At 48.8% G+C, this 22,103-nt stretch carries 25 protein-coding genes and 1 other RNA gene; 7 read left to right on the top strand and 19 right to left on the bottom strand.

Annotation, left to right across the window (positions count from 1 at the left end):
* Positions 1-19: 19 nt before the first annotated feature.
* Together glpD and XMM383_RS09035 are read left to right on the top strand one after the other, a co-directional pair.
* Positions 20-1,534, top strand: coding sequence for a glycerol-3-phosphate dehydrogenase (gene glpD, locus XMM383_RS09040; RefSeq protein WP_173484620.1), 1,515 nt, complete (start codon positions 20-22; stop codon positions 1,532-1,534).
* 67 nt (positions 1,535-1,601) lie between these two features.
* Positions 1,602-2,399, top strand: coding sequence for a DeoR/GlpR family DNA-binding transcription regulator (locus tag XMM383_RS09035; protein ID WP_173484619.1), 798 nt, complete (start codon positions 1,602-1,604; stop codon positions 2,397-2,399).
* Here the strand turns inward: XMM383_RS09035 and XMM383_RS09030 are convergent.
* The 10 genes from XMM383_RS09030 to XMM383_RS08985 all read right to left on the bottom strand — a co-directional run bounded on the left by XMM383_RS09030 (position 2,377) and on the right by XMM383_RS08985 (position 10,311).
* Entirely contained in the window at positions 2,377-4,215 is a 1,839-nt protein-coding gene (locus XMM383_RS09030; protein WP_173494831.1) for a ferrous iron transporter B, read from the bottom strand. The genes XMM383_RS09035 and XMM383_RS09030 overlap by 23 nt on opposite strands.
* Positions 4,215-4,472 (bottom strand): FeoA family protein, encoded by a 258-nt coding sequence (locus tag XMM383_RS09025; RefSeq protein ID WP_217362075.1) that lies wholly within the window; start codon positions 4,470-4,472, stop codon positions 4,215-4,217. Before XMM383_RS09025 ends, XMM383_RS09030 begins: the two co-directional genes overlap by 1 nt.
* A gap of 93 nt (positions 4,473-4,565) precedes the next feature.
* Positions 4,566-5,006, bottom strand: coding sequence for a YcgN family cysteine cluster protein (locus XMM383_RS09020; protein WP_173483100.1), 441 nt, complete (start codon positions 5,004-5,006; stop codon positions 4,566-4,568).
* The gene (locus tag XMM383_RS09015) at positions 5,006-5,293 is read right to left on the bottom strand and encodes a YcgL domain-containing protein (protein ID WP_173484617.1); all 288 of its coding nucleotides are present in this window, start codon (positions 5,291-5,293) and stop codon (positions 5,006-5,008) included. The genes XMM383_RS09020 and XMM383_RS09015 overlap by 1 nt, the downstream gene beginning before the upstream one ends.
* Positions 5,293-6,528, bottom strand: a complete 1,236-nt coding sequence (gene rnd / locus XMM383_RS09010; RefSeq protein ID WP_254443122.1) for a ribonuclease D — start codon at positions 6,526-6,528, stop codon at positions 5,293-5,295. Before rnd ends, XMM383_RS09015 begins: the two co-directional genes overlap by 1 nt.
* Positions 6,476-7,078, bottom strand: a complete 603-nt coding sequence (gene recR / locus XMM383_RS09005; protein ID WP_173481359.1) for a recombination mediator RecR — start codon at positions 7,076-7,078, stop codon at positions 6,476-6,478. Before recR ends, rnd begins: the two co-directional genes overlap by 53 nt.
* Positions 7,079-7,080: 2 nt before the next feature.
* Positions 7,081-7,407, bottom strand: coding sequence for a YbaB/EbfC family nucleoid-associated protein (locus XMM383_RS09000; RefSeq protein WP_173481360.1), 327 nt, complete (start codon positions 7,405-7,407; stop codon positions 7,081-7,083).
* Between the two features lie 10 nt (positions 7,408-7,417).
* A complete protein-coding gene (gene dnaX, locus XMM383_RS08995; RefSeq protein WP_173481361.1) occupies positions 7,418-9,430 on the bottom strand; it encodes a DNA polymerase III subunit gamma/tau in 2,013 nt (670 codons plus the stop codon).
* A gap of 98 nt (positions 9,431-9,528) precedes the next feature.
* Positions 9,529-9,625, bottom strand: an RNA gene (gene ffs / locus XMM383_RS08990) — signal recognition particle sRNA small type.
* A gap of 71 nt (positions 9,626-9,696) precedes the next feature.
* Positions 9,697-10,311: a LysE family translocator gene (locus XMM383_RS08985; protein WP_173494830.1), complete on the bottom strand. Its 615-nt coding sequence runs from the start codon at positions 10,309-10,311 to the stop codon at positions 9,697-9,699.
* Between the two features lie 64 nt (positions 10,312-10,375).
* Here XMM383_RS08985 and XMM383_RS08980 point away from each other — a divergent pair, with 64 nt between their 5' ends.
* Positions 10,376-10,918 carry a DUF2058 domain-containing protein gene (locus XMM383_RS08980; protein WP_173481363.1) on the top strand — a complete coding sequence of 181 codons (543 nt, stop codon included), beginning with the start codon at positions 10,376-10,378 and terminating at the stop codon, positions 10,916-10,918.
* 123 nt (positions 10,919-11,041) lie between these two features.
* Here the strand turns inward: XMM383_RS08980 and alr are convergent, their stop codons facing one another.
* Positions 11,042-12,109 carry an alanine racemase gene (gene alr / locus XMM383_RS08975; RefSeq protein ID WP_173488726.1) on the bottom strand — a complete coding sequence of 356 codons (1,068 nt, stop codon included), beginning with the start codon at positions 12,107-12,109 and terminating at the stop codon, positions 11,042-11,044.
* A 2-nt stretch (positions 12,110-12,111) separates the two neighbouring features.
* Positions 12,112-12,501, bottom strand: a complete 390-nt coding sequence (locus tag XMM383_RS08970; RefSeq protein WP_173481365.1) for a RidA family protein — start codon at positions 12,499-12,501, stop codon at positions 12,112-12,114.
* Positions 12,502-12,610: 109 nt separating this feature from the next.
* Between XMM383_RS08970 and XMM383_RS08965 the strand changes: the two genes are divergently transcribed.
* Positions 12,611-13,375 carry a TlyA family RNA methyltransferase gene (locus XMM383_RS08965; RefSeq protein WP_173484613.1) on the top strand — a complete coding sequence of 255 codons (765 nt, stop codon included), beginning with the start codon at positions 12,611-12,613 and terminating at the stop codon, positions 13,373-13,375.
* Positions 13,376-13,410: 35 nt separating this feature from the next.
* On the opposite strand, the gene ftsZ is transcribed toward XMM383_RS08965, so the two are convergent.
* From ftsZ to XMM383_RS08945, 4 genes are all read right to left on the bottom strand, one after another.
* Positions 13,411-14,616, bottom strand: coding sequence for a cell division protein FtsZ (gene ftsZ / locus XMM383_RS08960; protein ID WP_173481367.1), 1,206 nt, complete (start codon positions 14,614-14,616; stop codon positions 13,411-13,413).
* Positions 14,617-14,681: 65 nt separating this feature from the next.
* A complete protein-coding gene (ftsA, locus tag XMM383_RS08955; protein ID WP_173481368.1) occupies positions 14,682-15,959 on the bottom strand; it encodes a cell division protein FtsA in 1,278 nt (425 codons plus the stop codon).
* 47 nt (positions 15,960-16,006) lie between these two features.
* The gene (locus XMM383_RS11875; protein WP_173481369.1) at positions 16,007-16,468 is read right to left on the bottom strand and encodes an Lrp/AsnC family transcriptional regulator; all 462 of its coding nucleotides are present in this window, start codon (positions 16,466-16,468) and stop codon (positions 16,007-16,009) included.
* A 512-nt stretch (positions 16,469-16,980) separates the two neighbouring features.
* The gene (locus XMM383_RS08945; RefSeq protein WP_173481370.1) at positions 16,981-17,337 is read right to left on the bottom strand and encodes a hypothetical protein; all 357 of its coding nucleotides are present in this window, start codon (positions 17,335-17,337) and stop codon (positions 16,981-16,983) included.
* A 50-nt stretch (positions 17,338-17,387) separates the two neighbouring features.
* On the opposite strand from XMM383_RS08945, the gene XMM383_RS08940 reads away from it, so the two are divergent.
* The 3 genes from XMM383_RS08940 to XMM383_RS08930 all read left to right on the top strand — a co-directional run bounded on the left by XMM383_RS08940 (position 17,388) and on the right by XMM383_RS08930 (position 19,431).
* Positions 17,388-17,699, top strand: a complete 312-nt coding sequence (locus tag XMM383_RS08940) for a hypothetical protein (RefSeq protein ID WP_173484612.1) — start codon at positions 17,388-17,390, stop codon at positions 17,697-17,699.
* 11 nt (positions 17,700-17,710) lie between these two features.
* On the top strand, positions 17,711-18,361 hold the full coding sequence (locus XMM383_RS08935) for an O-methyltransferase (protein WP_173481372.1): 651 nt from the start codon (positions 17,711-17,713) through the stop codon (positions 18,359-18,361).
* A gap of 110 nt (positions 18,362-18,471) precedes the next feature.
* Complete coding sequence (locus XMM383_RS08930; RefSeq protein WP_173488727.1) at positions 18,472-19,431, top strand: hypothetical protein; 960 nt, start codon at positions 18,472-18,474, stop codon at positions 19,429-19,431.
* Here the strand turns inward: XMM383_RS08930 and XMM383_RS08925 are convergent.
* From XMM383_RS08925 to XMM383_RS08915, 3 genes are all read right to left on the bottom strand, one after another.
* Positions 19,428-19,802 carry a translation initiation factor Sui1 gene (locus tag XMM383_RS08925; RefSeq protein WP_173481374.1) on the bottom strand — a complete coding sequence of 125 codons (375 nt, stop codon included), beginning with the start codon at positions 19,800-19,802 and terminating at the stop codon, positions 19,428-19,430. The two genes, XMM383_RS08930 and XMM383_RS08925, sit on opposite strands and share 4 nt — an antisense overlap.
* Position 19,803: 1 nt before the next feature.
* Entirely contained in the window at positions 19,804-21,123 is a 1,320-nt protein-coding gene (locus XMM383_RS08920; protein WP_173488728.1) for a deoxyguanosinetriphosphate triphosphohydrolase, read from the bottom strand.
* Between the two features lie 41 nt (positions 21,124-21,164).
* Positions 21,165-22,103: deoxyribodipyrimidine photo-lyase (locus XMM383_RS08915; RefSeq protein WP_305847191.1), on the bottom strand; the 939-nt coding region annotated here is incomplete at its 5' end.

The following is a 22,103-nucleotide window of genomic DNA, read 5'->3' as shown; positions in this document are numbered from 1 at the left end:
ATGAAGAAAAACAACACAAATGAACGAAATGCAACATAATGATGTAAAAGACCTGGTTATTATAGGTGGTGGCATAAACGGTTGTGGCATAGCACGTGATGCAGCTGGTAGAGGATTAACTGTCTCTCTTTTCGAGATGGGCGATCTTGCTCAAGCAACCTCCTCAGGCTCAACTAAGTTGTTTCATGGCGGATTACGCTACCTTGAATATTATGAGTTCAGACTGGTTCGCGAGGCACTTATCGAAAGAGAGCGTTTACTAAAAGCCATGCCGCACATAAGCTGGCCACTTCGCTTCGTTTTACCGCACCACAAAGGGCTTCGTCCAAGTTGGCTATTAAGAGTAGGACTGTTTATCTATGATCATCTAGGGGGCAGAAAAATTTTACCTGCCACTAAAACTCTTAATTTTGCAGAAGACAAAACAGGTATCCCTCTTAAAAAGTCACTAAAGAAAGGGTTTGAGTATTCCGATTGCTGGGTTGATGACGCTCGTCTAGTAGTCCTAAATGCAAGAGACGCAGAAAATCGTGGCGCCAAAATTCACACTAGGACACGTGTTGAGTCCGCAGAAAGAGTGGAGGGTTTATGGCGGGTAACCGTCAGAGATTTAATCACTAATGAAGAAATGAAAGTTCAGGCGAAAACGGTTATCAACTGCGCTGGTCCTTGGGTAGCAGATGTCCTTAATAACAGTCTTCACCTGAACTCAAAGCATGGCGTCAGGCTAGTTCGAGGAAGCCATATCGTTGTAAAGAAACTTTATGATCACGATCGCGCCTATATCTTCCAACAGAGTGATAACCGGATCATTTTTGCTATCCCCTATGAAGATGACTTCACTTTAATTGGCACAACTGATGTGGATCACGAAGGTCCAGCCGAAAAAGCTTACTGTACTCCAGAAGAACAAGAATATCTTTTGAAAGCTGCCTCTGAGTACTTTGAGAAACCACTAAAAGATTCTGATGTTGTCTGGACCTACTCTGGCGTTCGTCCCCTTTACGATGACAATGCCTCCTCAGCCACTGAGGCAACTAGGGACTATGTTCTAAAGGTAGATTCTGTCAACGGACGAGCAGCAGCACTCAATGTGTTTGGTGGAAAGATTACCACTTATCGAAAACTTGCCGAGTCCGCTTTGAGAGAGATTGAAAAATTTCATCCCCAAATGGGTAGAGCATGGACAGCGGGTATCCCTCTTCCTGGTGGAGACTATGAACTAACAGATAGTGACAATCTGCTTAGTAAGATTCAGATGAAATACCCATTCCTAGACAACCGTTGGGCAAAACGAATGCTAAGAACCTATGGAACAGACACTTTCAATATACTTGGTAAGACAACAAATATTGAAGAGCTGGGGCAGCATTTTGGCTATAACCTTTATGAATTAGAGGTTAACTGGTTACAGGATAATGAATGGGCAAAAACTGTTGAAGATATCCTTTGGCGAAGAACGAAGCTTGGCTTAAGAATCGATACAGAGAACAAAGCCAAACTTAATGCTTACCTTGCAGCAGATGGAGTGTAAAAAAGCCCAATAGCTATAAGTCTGATATATGACTATGATAATAAAAAAGTTAATTACGGAATGTTAGATGCGCCAACATCGCAGGTTTGAATTCATACTCGATAAGATCGCTGAAAGTGGTTTTGTGACTATAGATGAACTCACTTCATCACTTGAAGTGACGCCCCAAACTATAAGACGTGATGTCACTCAATTGGAAACGGAGGGGCGCGTAAAACGTTATCATGGTGGTGTTGGTGCGGTTGAAAACAGCACAACAAACAGCTCTTATAAAACTCGTAAAAGTGTTAATTCGGACGCTAAACAAACTATTGCAAAACTCGTTGCTGATTATATCCCCGATGGCGCATCCCTATTTATCAATATCGGCACCACAACAGAGGCAGTCGCCGAAGCCCTGTTGAGCAAACAAAATCTGACCGTAGTGACCAACAACTTGAATGTCGCTGTTACCTTATCCTCTAAGAGTGACTTCACAGTCATTGTTGCAGGTGGCGAAGTTCGAAACAGTGATGGTGGCATTGTCGGCTCTCCAGCGACAGACCTCATAAACACCTTTCAGATGGAGTACGCAATCATAGGCATCAGCGGTATTCAACCAGATGGCACCCTGCTTGATTACGACCTCAGGGAGGTCAGAGTGTCACAAGCCATTATAGCAAATGCCTCAGAGGTACTCCTTTGTAGCGATAACTCCAAATTTGGCAGAACACCCATGGTGAAACTAGGGCACATTAAGGACATATCAAGACTGTTTACGAATGACTGCCCCGATGATCAGTTCGCCAATCTTTTAATTCAAAATGATGTAGTCATTCACTGTCCAGGAAACAATCCAGTCTCTAATCGCCAACTATCAGAGTAAAAGCCACAAAAGCCAAGCTGTAAGCCAAAACACCATACCCCACAAACAGACCGGCCGGCAGCGACCAGCTACCGCTCTCCCTGCGCAACGTTGCTAGAGTTGAGACACACTGCGCAGCAATGGCGAAGAAGACAAACAGAGCGACTCCAGAAGCCAAAGAGATGCCAGAATCCTGAATCTGTTGAGCCAAGGATGTAAACTCCTCCTCGGCACCTTCAATACCATAGAGTGTACCCAGTGTGCCGACAAAGACCTCACGCGCTAGGAACGACGCGATAATGGCAACACCGTACTTCCAATCCAGGCCGATGGGTTCAAAGATAGGCGCTATGAATTTACCAATAGCCCCCAACCAGGATTCACCCAAATTTGCCCCCTGATTAGGGAAGTAGCCTAACACCCAGACCACCACACTGACCCAGAAGATCACGGGGCCTGCACGTTTCACAAAATCACCACTGCGTGACCAGGCCAACTGGCCTAAAGTTTTTGCACCCGGTAGACGATAGGGAGGCATCTCGAGAACAAATGGGAGATCACACCCCTTACCTGCCTTTACTCTAGAGAGTAACGACACGATCAACAAGGCCATAACGATTCCGAATAGATAGATCGCCAACATGGCCAGACCTTGCAACCCTACTGCACCACCTAGAAGTGACTCATTGGGAATAAACGCGACAATAAGAAGCCCATAGACAGGTAGTCGAGCCGAACAAGGCATAAGCGGAATGGCAAAGTAGGTTAACCAGCGACGTCTTGGTGACTCTATGGTTCGTGCTGCATAGATGCCTGGGATAGCACAGGCGACACCCGATAACATTGGGACAAAACTTTTACCAGTTAGACCAAAAGCGCGAAGCGGTCTGTGACAGATGACAGCGGCCCTAGCAAGGTACCCTGAATCTTCCATAAAACCGACGATCAACGTCAGAATAAAAATCTGAGGTACAAACACCAAAAAAGCACCCAGCCCGCCAAATAGAGCATCTTTAACAAAGTCATGCAGCATACCGCTTGGTATCAGAGGCAACACAGAGTCTGCCGTGAGTCCAATCAGTGACTCTACGCCATCCATCAAAGGAGCGGCCCAACTGAATATCGCTTGGAAGAGTAAAAACATGATCAACAGAAAACTCAGACCACCCGTCAGGGTACTGAGGAAGAATTGATCCGCTCGGTTATGAACCAGAAGCAGGTAGTCCCCTTTGGGACCAAACTCATTCGCCAACGATTCCGCTAGATTTCGGAACACAGATGCGTCAAACGCAATCAGATCCTCTTTTAGCTCGCTCTTTGGAACCTCTATCCCCTGCCCTGAGCGTGTAATGATTTGATCGACGCCTACACCGCTCTTTGCAGAGATCGGAATGACCGGCATATCCAAGCGTTGCGACAGCCCTTCAGCATCAACGCTCTGATTATGACGCTCAAGAACATCATGCATATTGGTCACAATCATCACTGGATGACCAGCACGTCGACAGGCCTCCCTAACCTGCAACGCAAATACCAGACCTTTTTCCATGCGGGTCGCATCGACAACACAGACAACGGCTTCTATGTGACCGACAGGAACGTCCAACAATTTATAGAAGGCATCTACAGCAACTTGCTCTTCGCCCGAAAGAGGGGTTAAAGAGTAAGCGCCAGGAAAATCGACTACTAATAAGTCTGATCGACCGACCGCTGGCCCTGTTGAGGTATCGACTGTAATTCCAGGAAAGTTTGCCACACGCTGATTCATACCGGTAAGACGATTGAACAGCATCGATTTTCCCGAGTTGGGGCTTCCGACCAGTAGTAGTTGTTTCATTATTCAGACGTGACCGGATGTGCAATCACACACTCTGCGATTGTCTTTTCAAGTGAGTAGACTGCGTTACCCACTTTATACAATTTAGGAGCGCCCAAACGAGGTGCTTGAGTACATAAAACGCGAGCGCCTTGATGGAACCCCAGCTCCTCCAAACGCGCTTTCACAGCAGCATCCAAAGCGGGGGTAAACCCTTCAATAACACTTTGAATACCCCGTTTCATCTGCCAGAGATTGGCACATTGAATTTGAGACACAATGAATATCCTTAAACCTATATAACAATTCTAAATGAGAATCATAATCATTTAAACCAAAATTTAAGGATTTATTGATCATGCAAAAGAAGATTATTCAGGCTCAATCACGTAATCGATGAACTCATCTTCTGTGATTTCGTTATCTTTGACTTCGTAGTAGCTCAAGACAGAAGCGTTAGCTTCGATGACACTGCGCTGATCACCGCTGACCAACGGATGCCATTGTGGAAGCTCATGCCCCTCATAGATCAGGCGGTAGGCACAACTTTGCGGAAGCCAGTGGAACTCTTCGACATCTTTTGGATGCAATTTGACACAACTGGGCTGGCGAGTGGATCGGTTAGGATAATCCGTGCACTGGCAGTTATCGGTATTCAGAAGGTGACAGACGACGGTGGTGTAGTAGACCTCTTCTGTATCCTCATCCTCTAGTTTGTGCAGACAACAGAGGGCACAGCCGTCACAGAGAGACTCCCACTCGTCGTGGGTCATCTGTTCCAGTGATTTACTGCGCCAAAACACCTCTGACATTAGCGGACGCCTGTCTCTGGACGATCCATGTGGATATCGAGCATATAGTCCTCTTTAGGAGGCGGCATCTGCAGGTAAAAACCTTGGTCACGGATGCTTTCAAGCACTTTTGCGGTATCGGCGCGCGCCAATTTACGTTCGGCAGTTAATGGCATATCCATAGAGTGAACAGGAGTACCAAAGATCTCGATAAGGGCATCCGGAACACGCTCTAAGCCTTCACGCTTATCAACGTAGAGATACATCTCATCTTTTTTTGAGCTTTTATAAATAGAACAAATTAACATCAGTTTGACTCGTTTAATTCTGCTAGCTGATCAAGCAGAGCCTGACCAATCAAAGGTTTACGCCATCCACATAGGCTATCTGGCAATTCATAATGACCCGTCTCAACACCTGTGCGAATCAACGCTTCAATATCTCGTTTTCTCAGCATCAGCTCCGGCGCCACATTGTGTTGCTCCGCCGCTTTGGCACCAACTGCACGCAAGGCTTTAAGGTGAGCATGAAACTTGAACTTCAGCGGCTGCTCAATCGGCTCTGGCGGGTTATCTTGGGCTGACTTATCGGCATTTTTCAGGCAGCGAATAATATCGTTACCAAAATCCCAGACGTTGCCTGAACGCAACCCTTCAATTTTTCTCAAATCGTCGCGCTTATTGGGCCACTGCTGAATCACATCGATAATCTGATGGTTAGACAAGATGCGATTGCGGGCTTTATCCCTCAAACGGCTGGTGCGTTCACGCCAAATGGTCAGGTCTCGCAGAGCCGCTAACTTACACGTCGGAATATTCCAGAGCTGTGAGAAACGTCGATAGTAGTCATCAATATTCGCTTCGTTAGCAATGACACTGGCAACTAGCTCTTCGCACTCCTCTTTGACCCACTCGGTGCGCCCCAACTTCTCAAGCTCTTTAAACTGCATCTGAACGATTTCGGCTAGGTAGCAGACATCCAGTGCCGCATAGAGTGTCTGATTATCAGTTAGCGGGCGTTGTAGCCAGTCGGACTTGGTTTCACCCTTATCCAGATCGATATCCAGCGCATGTTTAACAAGACGCTGAAGTCCCATACTGAAACCCCAACCACAAAAAGCGGCCGCGACTTGGGTATCAAACATCGGTGAGGGTGCCGCTTTATAGCGATGTTTAAACAACTCAACATCTTCTCCACAAGCGTGCAGAACCTTTAAGACCTGAGGCGCTTCTAGCAGCTCTCTGAATGGGCGCCAGCGTTTTATAGGCAGTGGATCAATCAGATAAACACTGTGCTGATCAGCGACTTGAATCAGGCCTGGCTTTGCGTAGAAGGTGGAGGTACGAATGAACTCAGTATCCAAGGTAATCAACGGCACCTCTAACCACTGCTGACAGTAGTGAGTCAACTGCTCTTCGGTATCGATCCAGATTGGGTTTTTGGCCGCTTGTCTCAGCTTGGCAAAGTCGTAACCGCTAAAATCTATCAACTTATCGCTCCATCTGGCGGCGACCGGCCAGCGCATGCGCCAGAGTACCGCCATCTACGTACTCAAGCTCGCCACCTACAGGCACCCCGTGAGCAATACGACTGATACTGACATCAACATCGCGAAGCTGTTCGGCAATGTAGTGAGCGGTCGCTTCACCCTCTACCGTTGGATTGGTGGCCAACACCAGTTCGTTAATCTCGCCCTGGTAGACTCGATCCAAAAGCTGATCGATTTTCAAATCTTCCGGCCCTACTCCATCGATCGGCGACAGGTGCCCGCCCAATACAAAATAGAGGCCTGCGTAGCCCCCCGTCTGCTCGATCGCCATCAGATCAATCGGTGATTCCAAAACACACAAGGTTTTACGATCACGCGCTGCATTACTGCAGATATCGCAGACGGCCTGCTCAGAGAGCGAGTGGCATTGTTCACACTCACCAATATTCTGAGCAGCATCAGCCAGCGCACCACTGATCTGGATGGCAGCATCGCGATCACGCTCTAACAGGTGCAACGCCATACGCTGAGCCGTCTTAGGGCCCACTCCCGGTAGGCGACGCAGTGCGCTGATTAGCGATTCTAGCTTAGGGGTTAACGACATAATTAAAACGGCATCTTAAAGCCAGGTGGCATACCCATACCTTGGGTGATTTTCGACATCTGCTCTTGGCTGGTGGTTTCAACCTTACGCACCGCATCATTAACCGCTGCAGCGATAAGATCTTCTAGAATCTCTTTATCCTCTTCCATCAAAGAGTCATCGATGCTGACACGTTTTACGTCGTGACGACCGTTCATAACGATGCTGACAAGACCTGCACCCGCTTCACCCGTCACTTCAGCGCGAGCGATCTCCTCTTGCGCTTTCTGCATGTCCTCTTGCATCTTTTGGGCCTGCTTCATTAGGTTGCCCATTCCACCTTTCATCATAACTATGACCTCACTCTATCTCTAAAGGCTCAACGGAGAGTTCATCTAACTGTCCATCGAACATCTCAATTAATCGTTCCACATTGGGATCTTGTTTCAAATGCCTTACCGCCGCTATGCGTCGCTCTTCAGCACGGCGAATACGGTAGTTCACCGGCGTTTCACGAGTCTGTTCAGCCAGCTGAAAATCAACCGACATCGGCTCTTGGAAAAAGGCGGTAATCGCATCAGCAATACGTTGTTTGTGCTGATCATTGAAGAGCGCTTCCTGCTCAGCCGTATAGTGCAACACCATACGGTTCCCCTGAAGTGTCTCAAGGGACATCGCCTTAGCCAAGCTCTCGGTCATACCGGTTAGATCCAGTTGGGCAATCAAATGCACCCAATCTTCAAGCGCAAAATTGGAGAGCGTAATTGATTTTTCTAGCGTTTTTTTAGCCTGTTCTTTCTGCTCAACCGGCTCAACTGCCTCTACTGGCTTAACCTCTTCAACTACTGGTTGCTCATCCGGCTTATCGTAAGTGGCTAGTGGCGTCTCTTCGCCAAACAGATCAATCGCACTGTCGTTAGATTCAACAGGGTCAATAGCCGGCTCATCCATGAGTTTATCCATGGGCTCAGCTGGCTTAAATGGTTCAGATGGCTCAACCCTAGCGGACTCCAACGGAGCCGATACGGCCTCCATCGAGTCCGCTTCAAACTTTTTTGCCGTTGGCTCCTGATCTGCATAGGCCTCAGCGGGAATATCCTCCCATGGCGGGGGATCATTCACTGGAGCAGACTCTGGCTGCGCTAGCGTCGCTTGAGTCTCTAGCGGCTTTTCAACAACTGGCGTTTCGATCGCTGGCTGTGGTTCCGGCTCACTGACAGCAGGCTCATTTTCAACAGGCCTAGAGATCTCAGACGGCTTAACGGGTGGCGCATCGATAGGACGCTGATCGACAGGACGGAAGGCCAACATACGTAACAAGCACATCTCTAATGCTTCACGAGGGTTCGGTGACATCGGCAGATCACGACGGCCTGTTAATGCGATTTGGTAGTAGAGCTGTATCTCTTCTGCACGCACCTTGCCAGCAAGCGCTTGAATCTGAGCCTGATCCCCTAAGCTATTATCGATCGCAGCAGGCACCACTTGAGCCAAGGCTACTCGATGCAGAATCGAGATCATCTCAGCTAATACACCAGCAAAATCGGGCGAAAACTCAGCCATGGCTGCTACTCGATCGATCGTTGCTTTACCGTCACCGGCCACAATCGCATCCAGTAGATCAAACACCAAGCGATGATCAATGGTACCCAACATAGCACGCACATCACCTTCACGCAGCGCACCAGAGCCAAACGCAATGGCCTGATCGGTCAACGACAGCGCATCACGCATAGACCCATCCGCAGAACGCGCAATCAGCCAGAGTGAAGCGTCATCAAAGGGGATGGACTCTTCGCCCAGTACAAACTGAAGGTGAGAGACGATCTTCTCTGGCGCCATGTTCTTCAGGTTGAACTGAAGACAACGACTCAAAATGGTCACTGGCAGTTTCTGTGGATCGGTTGTCGCCAGTAGGAATTTAACGTGCGGTGGTGGCTCTTCCAACGTCTTCAACAAGGCATTGAATGACGAGGTCGACAACATGTGTACCTCGTCTATTAGGTAGACTTTGTAGCGACCTTGAGTTGGTGCGTATTGCACGTTCTCTAACAGCTCACGGGTATCTTCCACTTTGGTACGTGAAGCCGCATCGACCTCGATAAGATCAACAAATCGACCTTCAGCAATTTCGATACAGGAGCTACAACGACCACATGGCTCCGAGCTGACGCCCTCTTGGCAGTTCAGCGCTTTAGCAAACAGACGTGCAATGGAGGTTTTACCCACACCTCGCGTGCCGGTAAACAGATAGGCGTGGTGCAACCGGTTCTCGTCGAGCGCATTCACAAGCGCTTTTAGAACGTGCTCCTGCCCTACCGTTTCAACGAAACGACGGGGACGCCATTTACGGGCTAAAACCTGATAACTCATCCTATCCTCAGTGGTCGGAAAATTTTAACCCGATACTAACATTTATCGTTGGTGAGGGAGAGTCAAACAGCGGGAATTTTTACCAGAAATGGAGATGGCCCCACCAGCCACATCCCGGCACATGAGTCGACCGCTGTGGCTGCTCCCTTCCGGGCCTGACCAGGTTCACGGTTTATCATTGCGGGAGGACCAATGGAGCCACCACAAAAACACCTCGAATGAGGAGCGCGAAGTATAAGCACCCCGCTAGGCTATTGCAAATGAAGTTAAAGCAGACCTGACAGCATCACACCCGCCAGAAGCGTCAATGCCACCGCCATGCCTCGATTGATTCGCTGCTCGTGCTTTTCCAGTAGCGCCAAGCTTTTGCGTGTACTTAGCAGTAGCGAAACGATGATGTACCAGAGGGTATCAGTAACCCAGGGCGTTACGACCAGCAGCGTCTGCGTTTCAAAGGTTGATTCAGAGCCGACAAAAGGGGCAAAAATCGCAATAAAAAAGAGCATCAACTTAGGATTGAAGGTCGCAATAACGGCCCCATCACGAATCGCCTGCCAATAACTGGTTCGCGAGCGCTCTTCAGGCGCAATCTTCATCGATCCACCCTGCCAAGCGCCGCGTGCAATGTTCAGTAGATAAAGGGCGGCGATGACGGTTAAACCCACCTCTATCCAAGGCAAACGAGCCAGCAGCTGACTTAACCCTACGACCGTCAATAGAGCCCAACCACCGACCATTAAACCGTGCGAGATTGCAGTTAATAGACCATGAACACGGGATCCATTTAACGCCTGGTTTACAACAACCAAAAGGCTGGGACCGGGTGAAACTGCCCCCAAAGTACAGACCGCTAATAGGGTTAACCACTCAACTAAATTCACAAATACCTCAATGAAAAAGCTATGTTAAACTCCGCGCATTCTAGAACTTATGGAAACAGGTGTCATGGCGGGATCACTTCAAGACCAATTGTTAAAAGCGGGCCTTGCTAACAAACAACAGGCAAAAAAGGCGACGATTGAGAAGCGCAAAAAGAAAAAGCAGTCTCCTGATGAGGTCGCTGCAGAAAAAGCCAAACAGCAAGCGGATATCCAAGCCAAACGCGAGCAGAAAGCGGCACAAGATCGCGCCTTGAATGAGGCACGTGATGCCGAACAGGCCGAGAGAGCGATCGATGCTCAAGTGAAGCAGCTGATTGAACATCATCAAATTACGATATCAGAGCGCGCAGAGACTCGTTACCAGTTCGCTGATGGCAAGACCATCAAGCACATCTACATCGATGAATCGATGTTTCAGCCGCTTACTCGCGCCCAGATACGGGTCGCTAAACTCGGTGAAGGTTATGCTTTAGTACCGGCCGTTGTGGCAGAACGAATAGAACAGCGTCGTCCTGAACGAATCATTCCTCTGTCTAGCGATCAACAGGTGAGTGATGAGGATGATCCTTATGCGGATTACGCGATTCCTGATGATTTGATGTGGTAGGTTGGAGCGTAAATAGAAGGCGGATGACAGGCTAAAGCCAGTCACCGGTGCACGTAACGTATTACGGAGTCATGGTGACTGGCCTTCAGCCTGTCACCCGCTCTGACAGCGTTTTCCAGAGACTCACTCAGAATACCGCCTAGGAACACGCGCTGTTAGCCCCGCAAACAGCGTGTAGTCGATGGTATCGCAGCATTTAGCGACCCTATCCGCAAGTAACTGTTCATTGAACATGATCACCTCATCACCTACCGACACTGACGGCAAATCGGTCACATCAACGGTAATCATATCCATTGAGACACGACCGACGATCGGTGCTTCAACACCATTAACCAACACAGGTGTACCTTGCTTCGCTTGGCGCGGATAGCCATCGGCATACCCAATGGCGATCGTCGCAATTTTACGAGTTGATTCCGCGGTATAGGTTGCACCGTAACCCACCGACTCACCCGGTGAAATATCGCGCAACGCAATAATGGCTGTTTTCAGCGTCATAGCAGGCTGCAAACCTTGCAAACCCAGCTCACTCGGCGTTCCACCATAAAGCCCAATGCCTAGCCTCTGCCAACTATCAGCAGGCGTTGCTTGGGTAAAAATTCCGGCAGAGTTAGCAAAACTACTGAGGTTAGTTTTGACTGGATTAAACCGCGACTGTGCAACCTCATTACGAGGATGGGCAGGCTGATCGGCGCAGGCAAAGTGACTCATCATAACCGGTATAGGCAGTCCCTCTATAGAGGAGAACTGCTCCATTACACCCGCTACGGCATCTGCATCAAAACCGAGGCGATGCATACCAGAGTCCACTTTTAACCAGATCTGTGGTCGCCAATCGGTCGTCGACAGATAGCGAATTAGCCACTCAATTTGATAGTCACTGTGACAGACCACCCAAAAGTTTTGACGCTCACAAGAGGCTAACTCCTCCTCTGAAAAGCAACCTTCAAGCAGCAGAACAGGCGCTTTAAGGCCACCCTCACGCAGCTCTAGCGCTTCCTCGATAGAGGCAACACCAAAGGCATCGGCATCAGACTCTAAGGCTAGCGCCACCTTAACAGCGCCATGACCATAAGCATTCGCTTTAACCACGGCCAGAGTTTTGGCCTGCAGATTTTGCTGCTTGGCCAGTGCCAAATTATGTTTGAGGGCAGCTAAATCGATCTCAGCAACAAGAGGACGAGGCATGATTAGTCGGCTGTCACCATGATGGCATCGATCTCGATATCGACTGACTTAGGCAACTCTTTCACAGCAAACGCAGCACGCGCTGGATAGGGCTCGTCGAAGTAACGCGCCATCACCTCATTGACCTTGGCAAAGTGCGACATATCACTCAAAAGAATAGTCAATTTCACTGCTTCGTTGAGCGAGCCACCTGCCGCTTCAGCAATCGCTTTTAAATTTTCAAACACCTGAACGGCCTGCGCTTCGAAGCTTTCAGTCACCAGCTCCATCGATTCTGGAATCAAAGGAATCTGACCTGAGATGTAGACCGTGTTACCCACTTTGACAGCTTGTGAATAGGTACCAATGGCAGCCGGTGCATTGGGTGTAGAGATGGTGCTGCGATTAGACATGAAGCGCTCCTGATCAAGAATATTAAACTCAGGCCATTATCGCAGAGATCCTGGTTCTGACAAGTAGTAGAACTTTGTTTACTATTAGCCAACTAATTTGGGAGCCAAGATGAAACGCGCTGATCAACTACTGCTGGATAAAGGTCTGTGTGATAGTCGCACGCAAGCACAACGTACCATTAAAGAGGGGCGCGTTAGCTACCTTGATAAAGCCTGGCGCATCTTAAGCAAACCCGGCATCAAGCTTCCCGAGTCGACTGAGTTTCAGGTGACTCTGTCTGAAGTCGACCAGTACGTTTCGCGTGGTGCACTGAAACTGAAAGGCGCCGTTGAGATCTGCCAAATTGATCTTAACGATGTTCATGCCATCGATGTTGGACAATCAACCGGTGGCTTTACCGATTACCTCGTTCAACAGGGTGCCGCCTCTGTACTAGGTATTGAAGTGGGACATGACCAGCTGGCACAGAAGCTGAGATCCAACCCAAAGGTGACCTGCCTTGAAGGCTATAACGCGCGTGAACTCAAGCCTGAGCTAAAAGCACACAGCCCCACTGGACAGTTTGATCTAGCCGTTATGGATGTCTCATTCATTTCGCAAACCCTTATTTTGCCGGGACTTTGCCAACTACTGGACAGAGGGAGCTACCTAGTCACACTGGTGAAACCTCAGTTTGAGTTAGGAAAGGAGCACATAGGCAAGGGGGGAATCGTCAAATCGACGGATCTCTATAAAGAGCTGGAGGAGCGTTTTAAAACGCTGATGTCCGAGTTAGAGATGAGAGTAGTGACCTACATCGACAGCCCTATTAAAGGGGGTGATGGGAATCACGAGTTTCTGCTCGTCGCAGTAAAAGACCCGCTCACCCAATAATGGGGAGCGGGAAACCTGGACGGTTTAAAACTTAATTAATCGGCCTGACGACGCAGGAAGGCTGGGATATCCAAGAACTCCATATCATCAGTACCGGTTTTCTGTTGTACTGGCTCTTCCATCTCAACCGCCTGCTCGGCTTGTTGAGCCTGACGATTACGGATTACTGTTGGCAACTCAAGCTGGCTGAAATCAGAGGCTGTAGGTGGCGCCGTTTTCACCTCTACTTGCGTTGGGCCACCGGTTGTCACATCACTGTTTACAACACGGGCACCCGCCTGTTGAGCCTGAGCTAAACCAGTCGCTACTACCGTGACTTTGAGCTCTTCACTCATATCTGGATCGATAACGGTACCGACCACAATGGTCGCATTGTCTGACGCGTACTCTTCAACAATTTCACCCACTTCAGCGAACTCACCCAGGCTAAGGTCCATACCCGCTGTGATGTTCACCAAAATGCCACTTGCGCCTTTCAGATCAACATCTTCAAGCAGTGGACTCTTAATCGCCGCTTCCGTCGCTTCTGCTGCACGCTCATCACCACGCGAATGACCGGTACCCATCATGGCCATGCCCATTTCAGACATCACCGTGCGAACGTCTGCAAAGTCGACGTTGATCATGCCCGGACGGATAATGAGGTCAGCAATGCCTTGAACGGCGCCCTTAAGTACATCGTTGGCTTCACCAAAGGCTTTGATCAAGCTGGTGTTTTTACCTAGCACAGGAAGCAGTTTCTCGTTAGGGATAATAATCAGAGAGTCGACCTGCTCCTGCAGCTCACGAATACCCTCTTCCGCAATCTTCATGCGTTTTTTGCCTTCAAATGGGAAGGGTTTAGTGACGACCGCCACCGTCAGAATTCCCATCTCTTTAGCCACTTCGGCAACGATCGGTGCAGCACCCGTACCGGTACCACCACCCATGCCAGCAGTGATGAAGACCATGTCGGCACCACGCAGAGAGTCGGCAATCTGTTCACGGTCAGAGACCGCTGCCTGACGACCAACATCCGGGTTAGCGCCCGCACCCAAGCCTTTCGTCATATCACCACCGATATGAAGGGCTGTACTAGCGGCCATTTTTCCAAGTGCCTGAGCATCGGTATTGGCACAGATAAAATCTACACCCTCTACATCCGACGCGACCATGTGGTTGACTGCGTTACCGCCACCACCACCGACACCGACAACTTTGATTACTGCGTTCTCGTTTGTATCTTCTACTAACTCAAACATATCTTCCTCCAGGTTTTATGTAAGGCAGGCCCGATCTTTGCCGGTTACTGCCAACTAAGCTCTGATTAAAAGTTACCTTTTAACCAAGATTTTGTTTTAGAGACCCACCCTTCTGATGGCTCTTTTTTAACTCGTTTTTTCTCAGGCTGATGCTCAGCAATATCGTCCGGCATCAAACCAAAATCGGTCATTGTTTCGGCATCCACATGCTGATCAAGGTCGTTATCCGCCGAGTAGAGCAACAGACCAATCGCCGTTGCGTAGATAGGGTTACTCAACAGATCATCAACACCGCCTACACCCGTTGGCTTAGCCAAACGAACAGGCATGTGGAATATCTCTTCAGCGAGCTCAACCGCGCCTTCCATCTTCGAAGTACCGCCGGTCAGGACGATGCCGGCTGCCGCTAGATCTTCAAACCCACTGCGGCGAAGCTCTTGCTGAACTAGGGTAAACAGCTCTTCATAACGCGGCTCCACCACTTCAGCCAGAGCTTGGCGTGATAGATCTCGCGCAGGACGATCACCGACGCTTGGAACTTTGATCGTCTCATCAGCACGCGCTAACTGCGCCAATGCACAGGCGTACTTCATTTTGATCTGATCGGCATGCTGCATTGGGGTGCGCAATGCCATGGCAATATCATTGCTGACTTGATCGCCCGCAACAGGAATCACAGCTGTGTGACGAATTGAACCTTGAGTAAAGATCGCGATATCGGTGGTACCACCGCCGATATCAACCATGCAGACACCCAGATCCTTCTCATCATCAGTCAACACCGCGTAACCCGATGCCAACTGCTCAAGAACTACGGCATCGATCTCAAGACCACAGCGGCGAACACACTTCTCAATATTCTGAATGGCGTTAGTCGCACCGGTAATCAGATGAACCTTAGCTTCCAAACGCACACCGGACATGCCAAGCGGCTCTTTGATGCCCTCTTGGTTATCAATCAAATACTCTTGCGGAAGGATGTGCAGAATGCGCTGATCCGCCGGAATCGCGACCGCTTGAGCAGCCTCAATGACACGCTCTACGTCTGATTGAGTCACCTCTTTACTCTGCAGAGCAACAATACCGTGTGAGTTTTGACTCGCAATATGGCTACCAGAGACGCCCACACTGACTGAGTGAATTTTGACTCCCGCCATCAACTCAGCCGCTTCAACCGCTCGCTGGATCGACTGCACAGTAGATTCGATGTTAACGACCACACCGCGTTTTAAACCGCGTGATGGGTGAGAGCCGACGCCCACGACCTCAATATCACCGTCCGTACCGATCTCGGCCACCATACAGACGACCTTAGAGGTACCGATATCAAGAGCTACAATCATTTTTGAATCCACGATTCACACCCAATTTTCATTACGTTTAACCATTTTTATGCGCTCTCCGGCGCGTACTCCAAGTGATTGACGATTTCGCGTAAAGCAAACGACGTCTGCATACGTGAAACATGCGGTAAATCACTCAAAACCTTTCGGCGCAACCGTTCAAAGTCACGCAAATCTCTTGCTGCTACCTTTAATAGATAATCCGCATCGCCGCTCATTAGGTAACAGGATCTGACACTCGGGACCTTAGCAACCGCACGCTCAAACTCTGATTGAGCCGCATCAGACTGGCTATCGAGCGTAATTTCAACCATGACGGTGGCGGTATAACCAACCTTATCGGGATCTACGAGTGCGGTGTAACCAGAAATGATGCCGTCTTTTTCTAGACGTGCGATACGGCGAGACACGGCCGAGCCTGAGAGACGAACGCTATCCGCGATCTCATTCGTGGTGCGACGTCCATCTTGCTGGAGCGCACGAATTATCTCCCAATCTTTTGCATCCACAGATTACAAATCCTAAAGCCAGTGATGACGATTAAATCGTCCATTGCTCAAAATATACACAACCCAACCAAGCATTCCAACACTTAACGCAAAATATTTGCGTTTATCTTTAATTTAATGAGAAATTTTTGCAAAAACTACCAATGCAACCCATATAAATCATATAAATAACAATATTTTCTAATTTACGCACAAATTTTGCGTCATTATTGAGAAATAGACAGTAACTTAATTATATTTACAAAAAATTAACGAAACTAATGCAAATTATAGATATGAAAAAACAATACTAACACACAAATAAAACGCCAATAATTTTTAATTTATGCAAAATATTTGCATTAAAATTAGATTGTAAGCACAAAATCAAAATATATTATTGATAAACGGCAAAAAACACTCTCTTAGGTTTACATTAGATTTACACATAACATCGCAACATTTTTGCGTCATAAGAACTAAAAACAAAAAACGCAGCCGAGGCTGCGTTTTTAGGTAGGACAAATTAACGATTAGGGCCAGTAGATATAGAGCACCGCAATAGAGGCCAAGGTAGCAGGAACTGTTAAGAATAGTGCCTTGGTAGCACCGATCAATTTGACCACCAATAACTGATGCACGATCGGGAAGGTGATGAACATTGAGCTCAATGGAATCGACCAGTGCAAGGTCTGAAATCCATAGGCCAGAGAACCCACCAGCGTTAGCGCAGCAAGATTACCGAGCACCACCATCATGACCATATTCTGCTTCACCGCAAACCATGCAGGACGATCAGATTCTGGCATTTTGTTGATGGCACCTACACTCAGCGCAGCCGACATTGAGAAGACGCCGGTTAACAGAAAGATGTATAGCGATTCGTTCATAGTTATAATCTCCTTTTAGCGATATTGTACGGACCTGCACAGAGATTAAAATGAAAGTTAGACAAATAATTTTAGGATCGCTCGCTGCACTTGCACTCACTCCAACCGCCAACGCTCTTAGCGATGAAGGAAAGCACTGGGTGTGCGAAACCGAGTCTCTCTATCGCTCGCTGTTGAGCGCACGTCTGTATGGAGTGGGCAAGGAGCCAGAACAGGGCTGCCAAACCCTACCTACCGGTGTCGCAATCAGCCAGCAAAGCTGCATTGAGTCTGATATTAAACTTTGCCAATACCTTTGGACCGAAGATGGAAAGAGCGTCACCATGTGGGGCAGCGCCATCATCTCCACCCTTAATCAATAACTGAGTATCCCATGCCTGACTTTCTCGTCGACGAACAGGTCGAAGACTATGCCTTTATCTCTACTTCAGCAGAGCCCGAACTCCTGCAGGAGTTGATCGACCAAACCAACCAAAATATGGGATGGCCACAAAAGCTATCTGGCCGCCTGGTCGGCCGAACACTTAAGATGCTCTCTGCGATTGCTCAGCCGAAACGCGCCCTTGAAATTGGTATGTTCACAGGCTATTCAGCGCTATCCATTGCGGAAGGCATGCCGGATAATGGCAAGCTTATCTGCTGTGAAACCAACCCACGCGCGATCGACTTCGCAAAAACCTTTTATGAGCGAAGCGAACACGGCAAAAAGATTGACGTGATCTTTGGTCCTGCCATCGACACCCTTGAAACTCTTGCAGATCAACTTGATGGCCCATTGGATTTCACCTTTATCGATGCCGACAAACGCAACTACCTAAACTACTACTTAAAGGTTAAAGAGCTGACTCGCCCAGGTGGCTTAATCGTACTTGATAACGTGCTCTGGTCTGGCAAGGTCATTCAACCAGAATCCGATATCGATGATGTGTTAGTTGAAACAAACCGACTGATTGCAGAGGACCCCGAGGTGGAAAACGTCTTTCTGACTCTGCGCGACGGTGTCAACGTCGTTCGAAAGCTCTAAATTGAACGTCATGCATATCTTAAGAAAAAAATTTCATGGGATATGCAATTTTCATGAAATCCACTCACGTTTATACTAAGCCACACTTAAAAGAAGCAATTGGAATAGAGATGAGCTGCTCACTTCAGGACAAATTAATCGGTACGGACCAAGGGGTTTATGTCATCGGTACTACCCCACCCAAAATGGGCACCGAAGATGAAGTGATGTCAGGCATTGCTGACAAGCTGCTGGAACGACTCGACCATATCGCGTTCGATGGCATTATCGTTTATGACATTCAGGACGAGAGCACTCGCATCGACACACCTCGCCCATTCCCCTTTGCTCAAACACGTGACCCGCGCCACTACGCTAAATTGCTTCACGAAAAGAGCGGCTGCGGAACCATCACCTACAACAGTGTTGCTCAAGGTAGTCGACAAGAGTTTGAAGAGTGGGTAGAAGAGACGACTGAGACCTACCACCAGAACAATATCGTCCTGGTTGGCGCCCCCTCCTCGGAAGGTGACTACAAGTTCAGTTTGAATGATGCCTACCAATCACTGGAAGAGTCTCATAAAACAATTGCCCTTGGCGGTGTCTGTATCGCAGAGCGCCATCAGAAAAAAGGCGATGAACACGAGCGCATGGTGACCAAGCAGAAAGAGGGCTGTCACTTCTTCATCTCGCAAGCGGTTTATAACGCACAAGCGACCATCGACATGCTGACCTCCTATGCTCGTCGCTGCAAACAGCTCGATATGGAGCCGGCACGAATCATTTTGACTTTCACACCTTGTGGCAGTGAGAAGACCCTTGAGTTTATGAAGTGGTTGGGTATTTCGGTACCAGAGGCGACCAGCTACCGAATTTTGGATGCCGATCAGCCACTTAAAGAGTCTATTAAGATCTGTTACACCAACTTGCAGATGATTTTGGAATCTTGCGCCGAATTGGATCTACCGCTGGGCTTAAATATCGAGAGTCTTACGAACCGCAAAGAGGAGATTGATGCGGCAATACAGCTTTACTCTTTGCTGCGCGCCCGAATGGAACTGGCACTCTCGGAGCGAGCAATCGGCCTCTAACCGCCCGCTAACTTAACGGTAAAACCCTCTTTCTCTAAGAGGGTTTTAAGTTTGTCGCGGTGATCACCTTGAATCTCAATAATTCCCTCTTTGACAGCACCGCCTGAACCACACCCCTGCTTCAACTTTTTCAGAAGCGTCTTTAATTCAGACTCAACTCTTGGCACACCGGAAATGGTAGTGACGGCTTTGCCTTTTCGCCCAGAGGTTTCACGACGAATGCGAACTACCCCATCCATTGCGGCAATGCGCGTCTGCTCTGCCTGCTCTGAACAGATACAAGCGGTTAACGCTTCGCCACAATCAGGACAGAGGTTACCTTTTTCCGTGCTGTAGACGAGTCGACTAAGCTGATCTTGAAGTGATGCCATATTAAACCTTTATTCCTCCACCGATCTGTCGAGCAAGGTAGCTTGCATAGGAGTCGGTCATACCGCTAATAAAGTCCAAGGCACGCATGTAGCCTTGATAGAGCGACTCACCCGAAGAGGGGGCATGAATCCCCATCAGACCGATAATCTTTTCACTGCGATAACAGAGATCTTCTCCCTGCTTTTGGTGCTGCTCCCAGACCGCCTCGATAAAAGCCTCAACCAACACACCTAGAATAGTATAGGCACCCACCTCTAGCTCTGCTTTTCGATTGTCTGGAAAGACCCGCTCTTGGGCGATACGTTTCGCTGCAGCCAACCCATCTCTAACCATGGGATCGCCATCACTGAGAAGCTCACCCTGATATTGACCTGACAAGATCTCTGGCAGCTGATCGGCAAAAACCTGCACCGCTGAGTCGACCATGTTCTCCATCGCTCGACCACGAAGTGCCGAAATCTTACGTCGTGCAGAGGCCTGGGTCGCGAAGATCTCATCATCAAACTCCAGGTCGCCGCAGAGCGTTGACAAGATAGGTTTAACCTCATCGAAACTAAGCAGGTTCAACTCAATAGCATCTTCAAGATCCAATATGGCGTAACAGATATCATCCGCCGCCTCCATTAGGAAGTTCAGAGGGTGACGCGCCCAGCGATCCTCTTCAAGCTGAGGCAGACCAAGATCTTTGGCCAGTGATGCTACTAAAGGAAGTTCCGCTTGATAACAGCTGAACTTACCCTTCTTACCACCGTGACGAGCTGTCCAAGGGTATTTCAATAGTGTTCCTAGAGTTGGGTAGGTTAAGCGCAGACCACCATCAAAGAGATGGTTCTCGATCTTGGTGACGACCCTGAGCCCCTGCGCATTACCTTCAAAGGTTTTTAGATCTAAAAACTCGTCTTCAGAGAGCTGCGAGAAACGCTGATCCTCTTGACGCTGACGGAACCAATCACGAATGGCGTACTCGCCAGCATGACCAAAAGGGGGGTTACCAATATCGTGAGCCAGACAGGCCGACTGAACAATCATCCCCAAGTCATCAGGCGATATGCCCTTTGGCAGCTGATCAGCAATCAACTCGCCGGCACGAATGCCCAGACTACGCCCAAGACTGCCTACCTCAATGGAGTGAGTCAGACGAGTATGGATGTGATCGTTGAGGGACATAGGGTGCACTTGCGTCTTACGACCCAAGCGACGGAAAGCACTACTAAAGATGATTCGGTCATGATCTTTGTGGAAGTGGCTTCGACCCTGCTCCGCCGATTCTACTTCGTCGTGACCATAACGTTTGCGCGTTAGCAGCCTTTCCCAATCCATTTACACTCTCCCAAAAAACTTGGAAGGAAGTGTGCCAGATCCTAGCCCTCTTTATAAGCGTCCAACGCGCGTTTTCGCTCAAGAGAGTAATCAATGATCGGCGCGGGACGACCAAACGCCTGCCCTGCCCCCGGCTTATGACGCTCTTTAGGCGGTAGCGCGGCCAGCTCTGGCAACCACTTCACAAGAAATTCACCTTTGGCATCGAACTTCTCGCTTTGCGCAGTCGGGTTGAAGATTCGAAAATAGGGAGCGGCATCAGCACCCACTGAAGCAGACCACTGCCAACCACCGTTGTTGGATGGGAAATCAGCATCAATCAGATGCTCCATAAAGAACTTCTCACCGCGGCGCCAATCGATGCCAATTAATTTAGTTAAAAAGCTGGCCACGACCATACGCAGTCGATTGTGCATCCAACCTGTTGTTAACAGCTGTTTCATCGCTGCATCGACAATCGGAAACCCTGTCTCACCCTGACACCAAGCCTGCCACAGCGGCTCACGATCCAACCACTGAATCTTCTGCTCAGTTTCTGGTCTAAACGGCTCAAGTTTAGACAGCTCTGGAAACGCAACCGTCAGGTGACGATAGAACTCACGCCAGATGATCTCATTGAGCCAACTGCTCTCTAACCAGCCATCGTTCTCACGCTCCTGTCTTTGAACATGCATCAACTGTAGTGGTGACACAGCACCAATGGTCAAGTAAGGCGATAACTGGGAGGTCCCGTTGATTGCTGGAAAGTCACGATGCTCTTTGTAATCCAACTCCCGTTCACGGACAAACTCGTAGACACGTTCACGGATCGCTTCGGTCTCAACGGGCCACAACTCTTTATCATAGGACAGTGGGCGCCAGCCAAGATCGTCTGGGATGTCATCAGAGTGAAGTGCGGTCTCTGGGAAAGGGGTGTTCATCGCTTTAATTGAGTAGTCAAATCGAGGTAACGCTGCCCGCCATGCACGAGAGAATGGGGT

The organism is Marinobacterium sp. xm-m-383 (assembly GCF_013283255.1).
Lineage (GTDB): Bacteria > Pseudomonadota > Gammaproteobacteria > Pseudomonadales > Balneatricaceae > Marinobacterium_E.
Note: the sequence above shows the minus strand (reverse complement) of the source record. Positions and strands in the feature narration are given on the sequence as shown.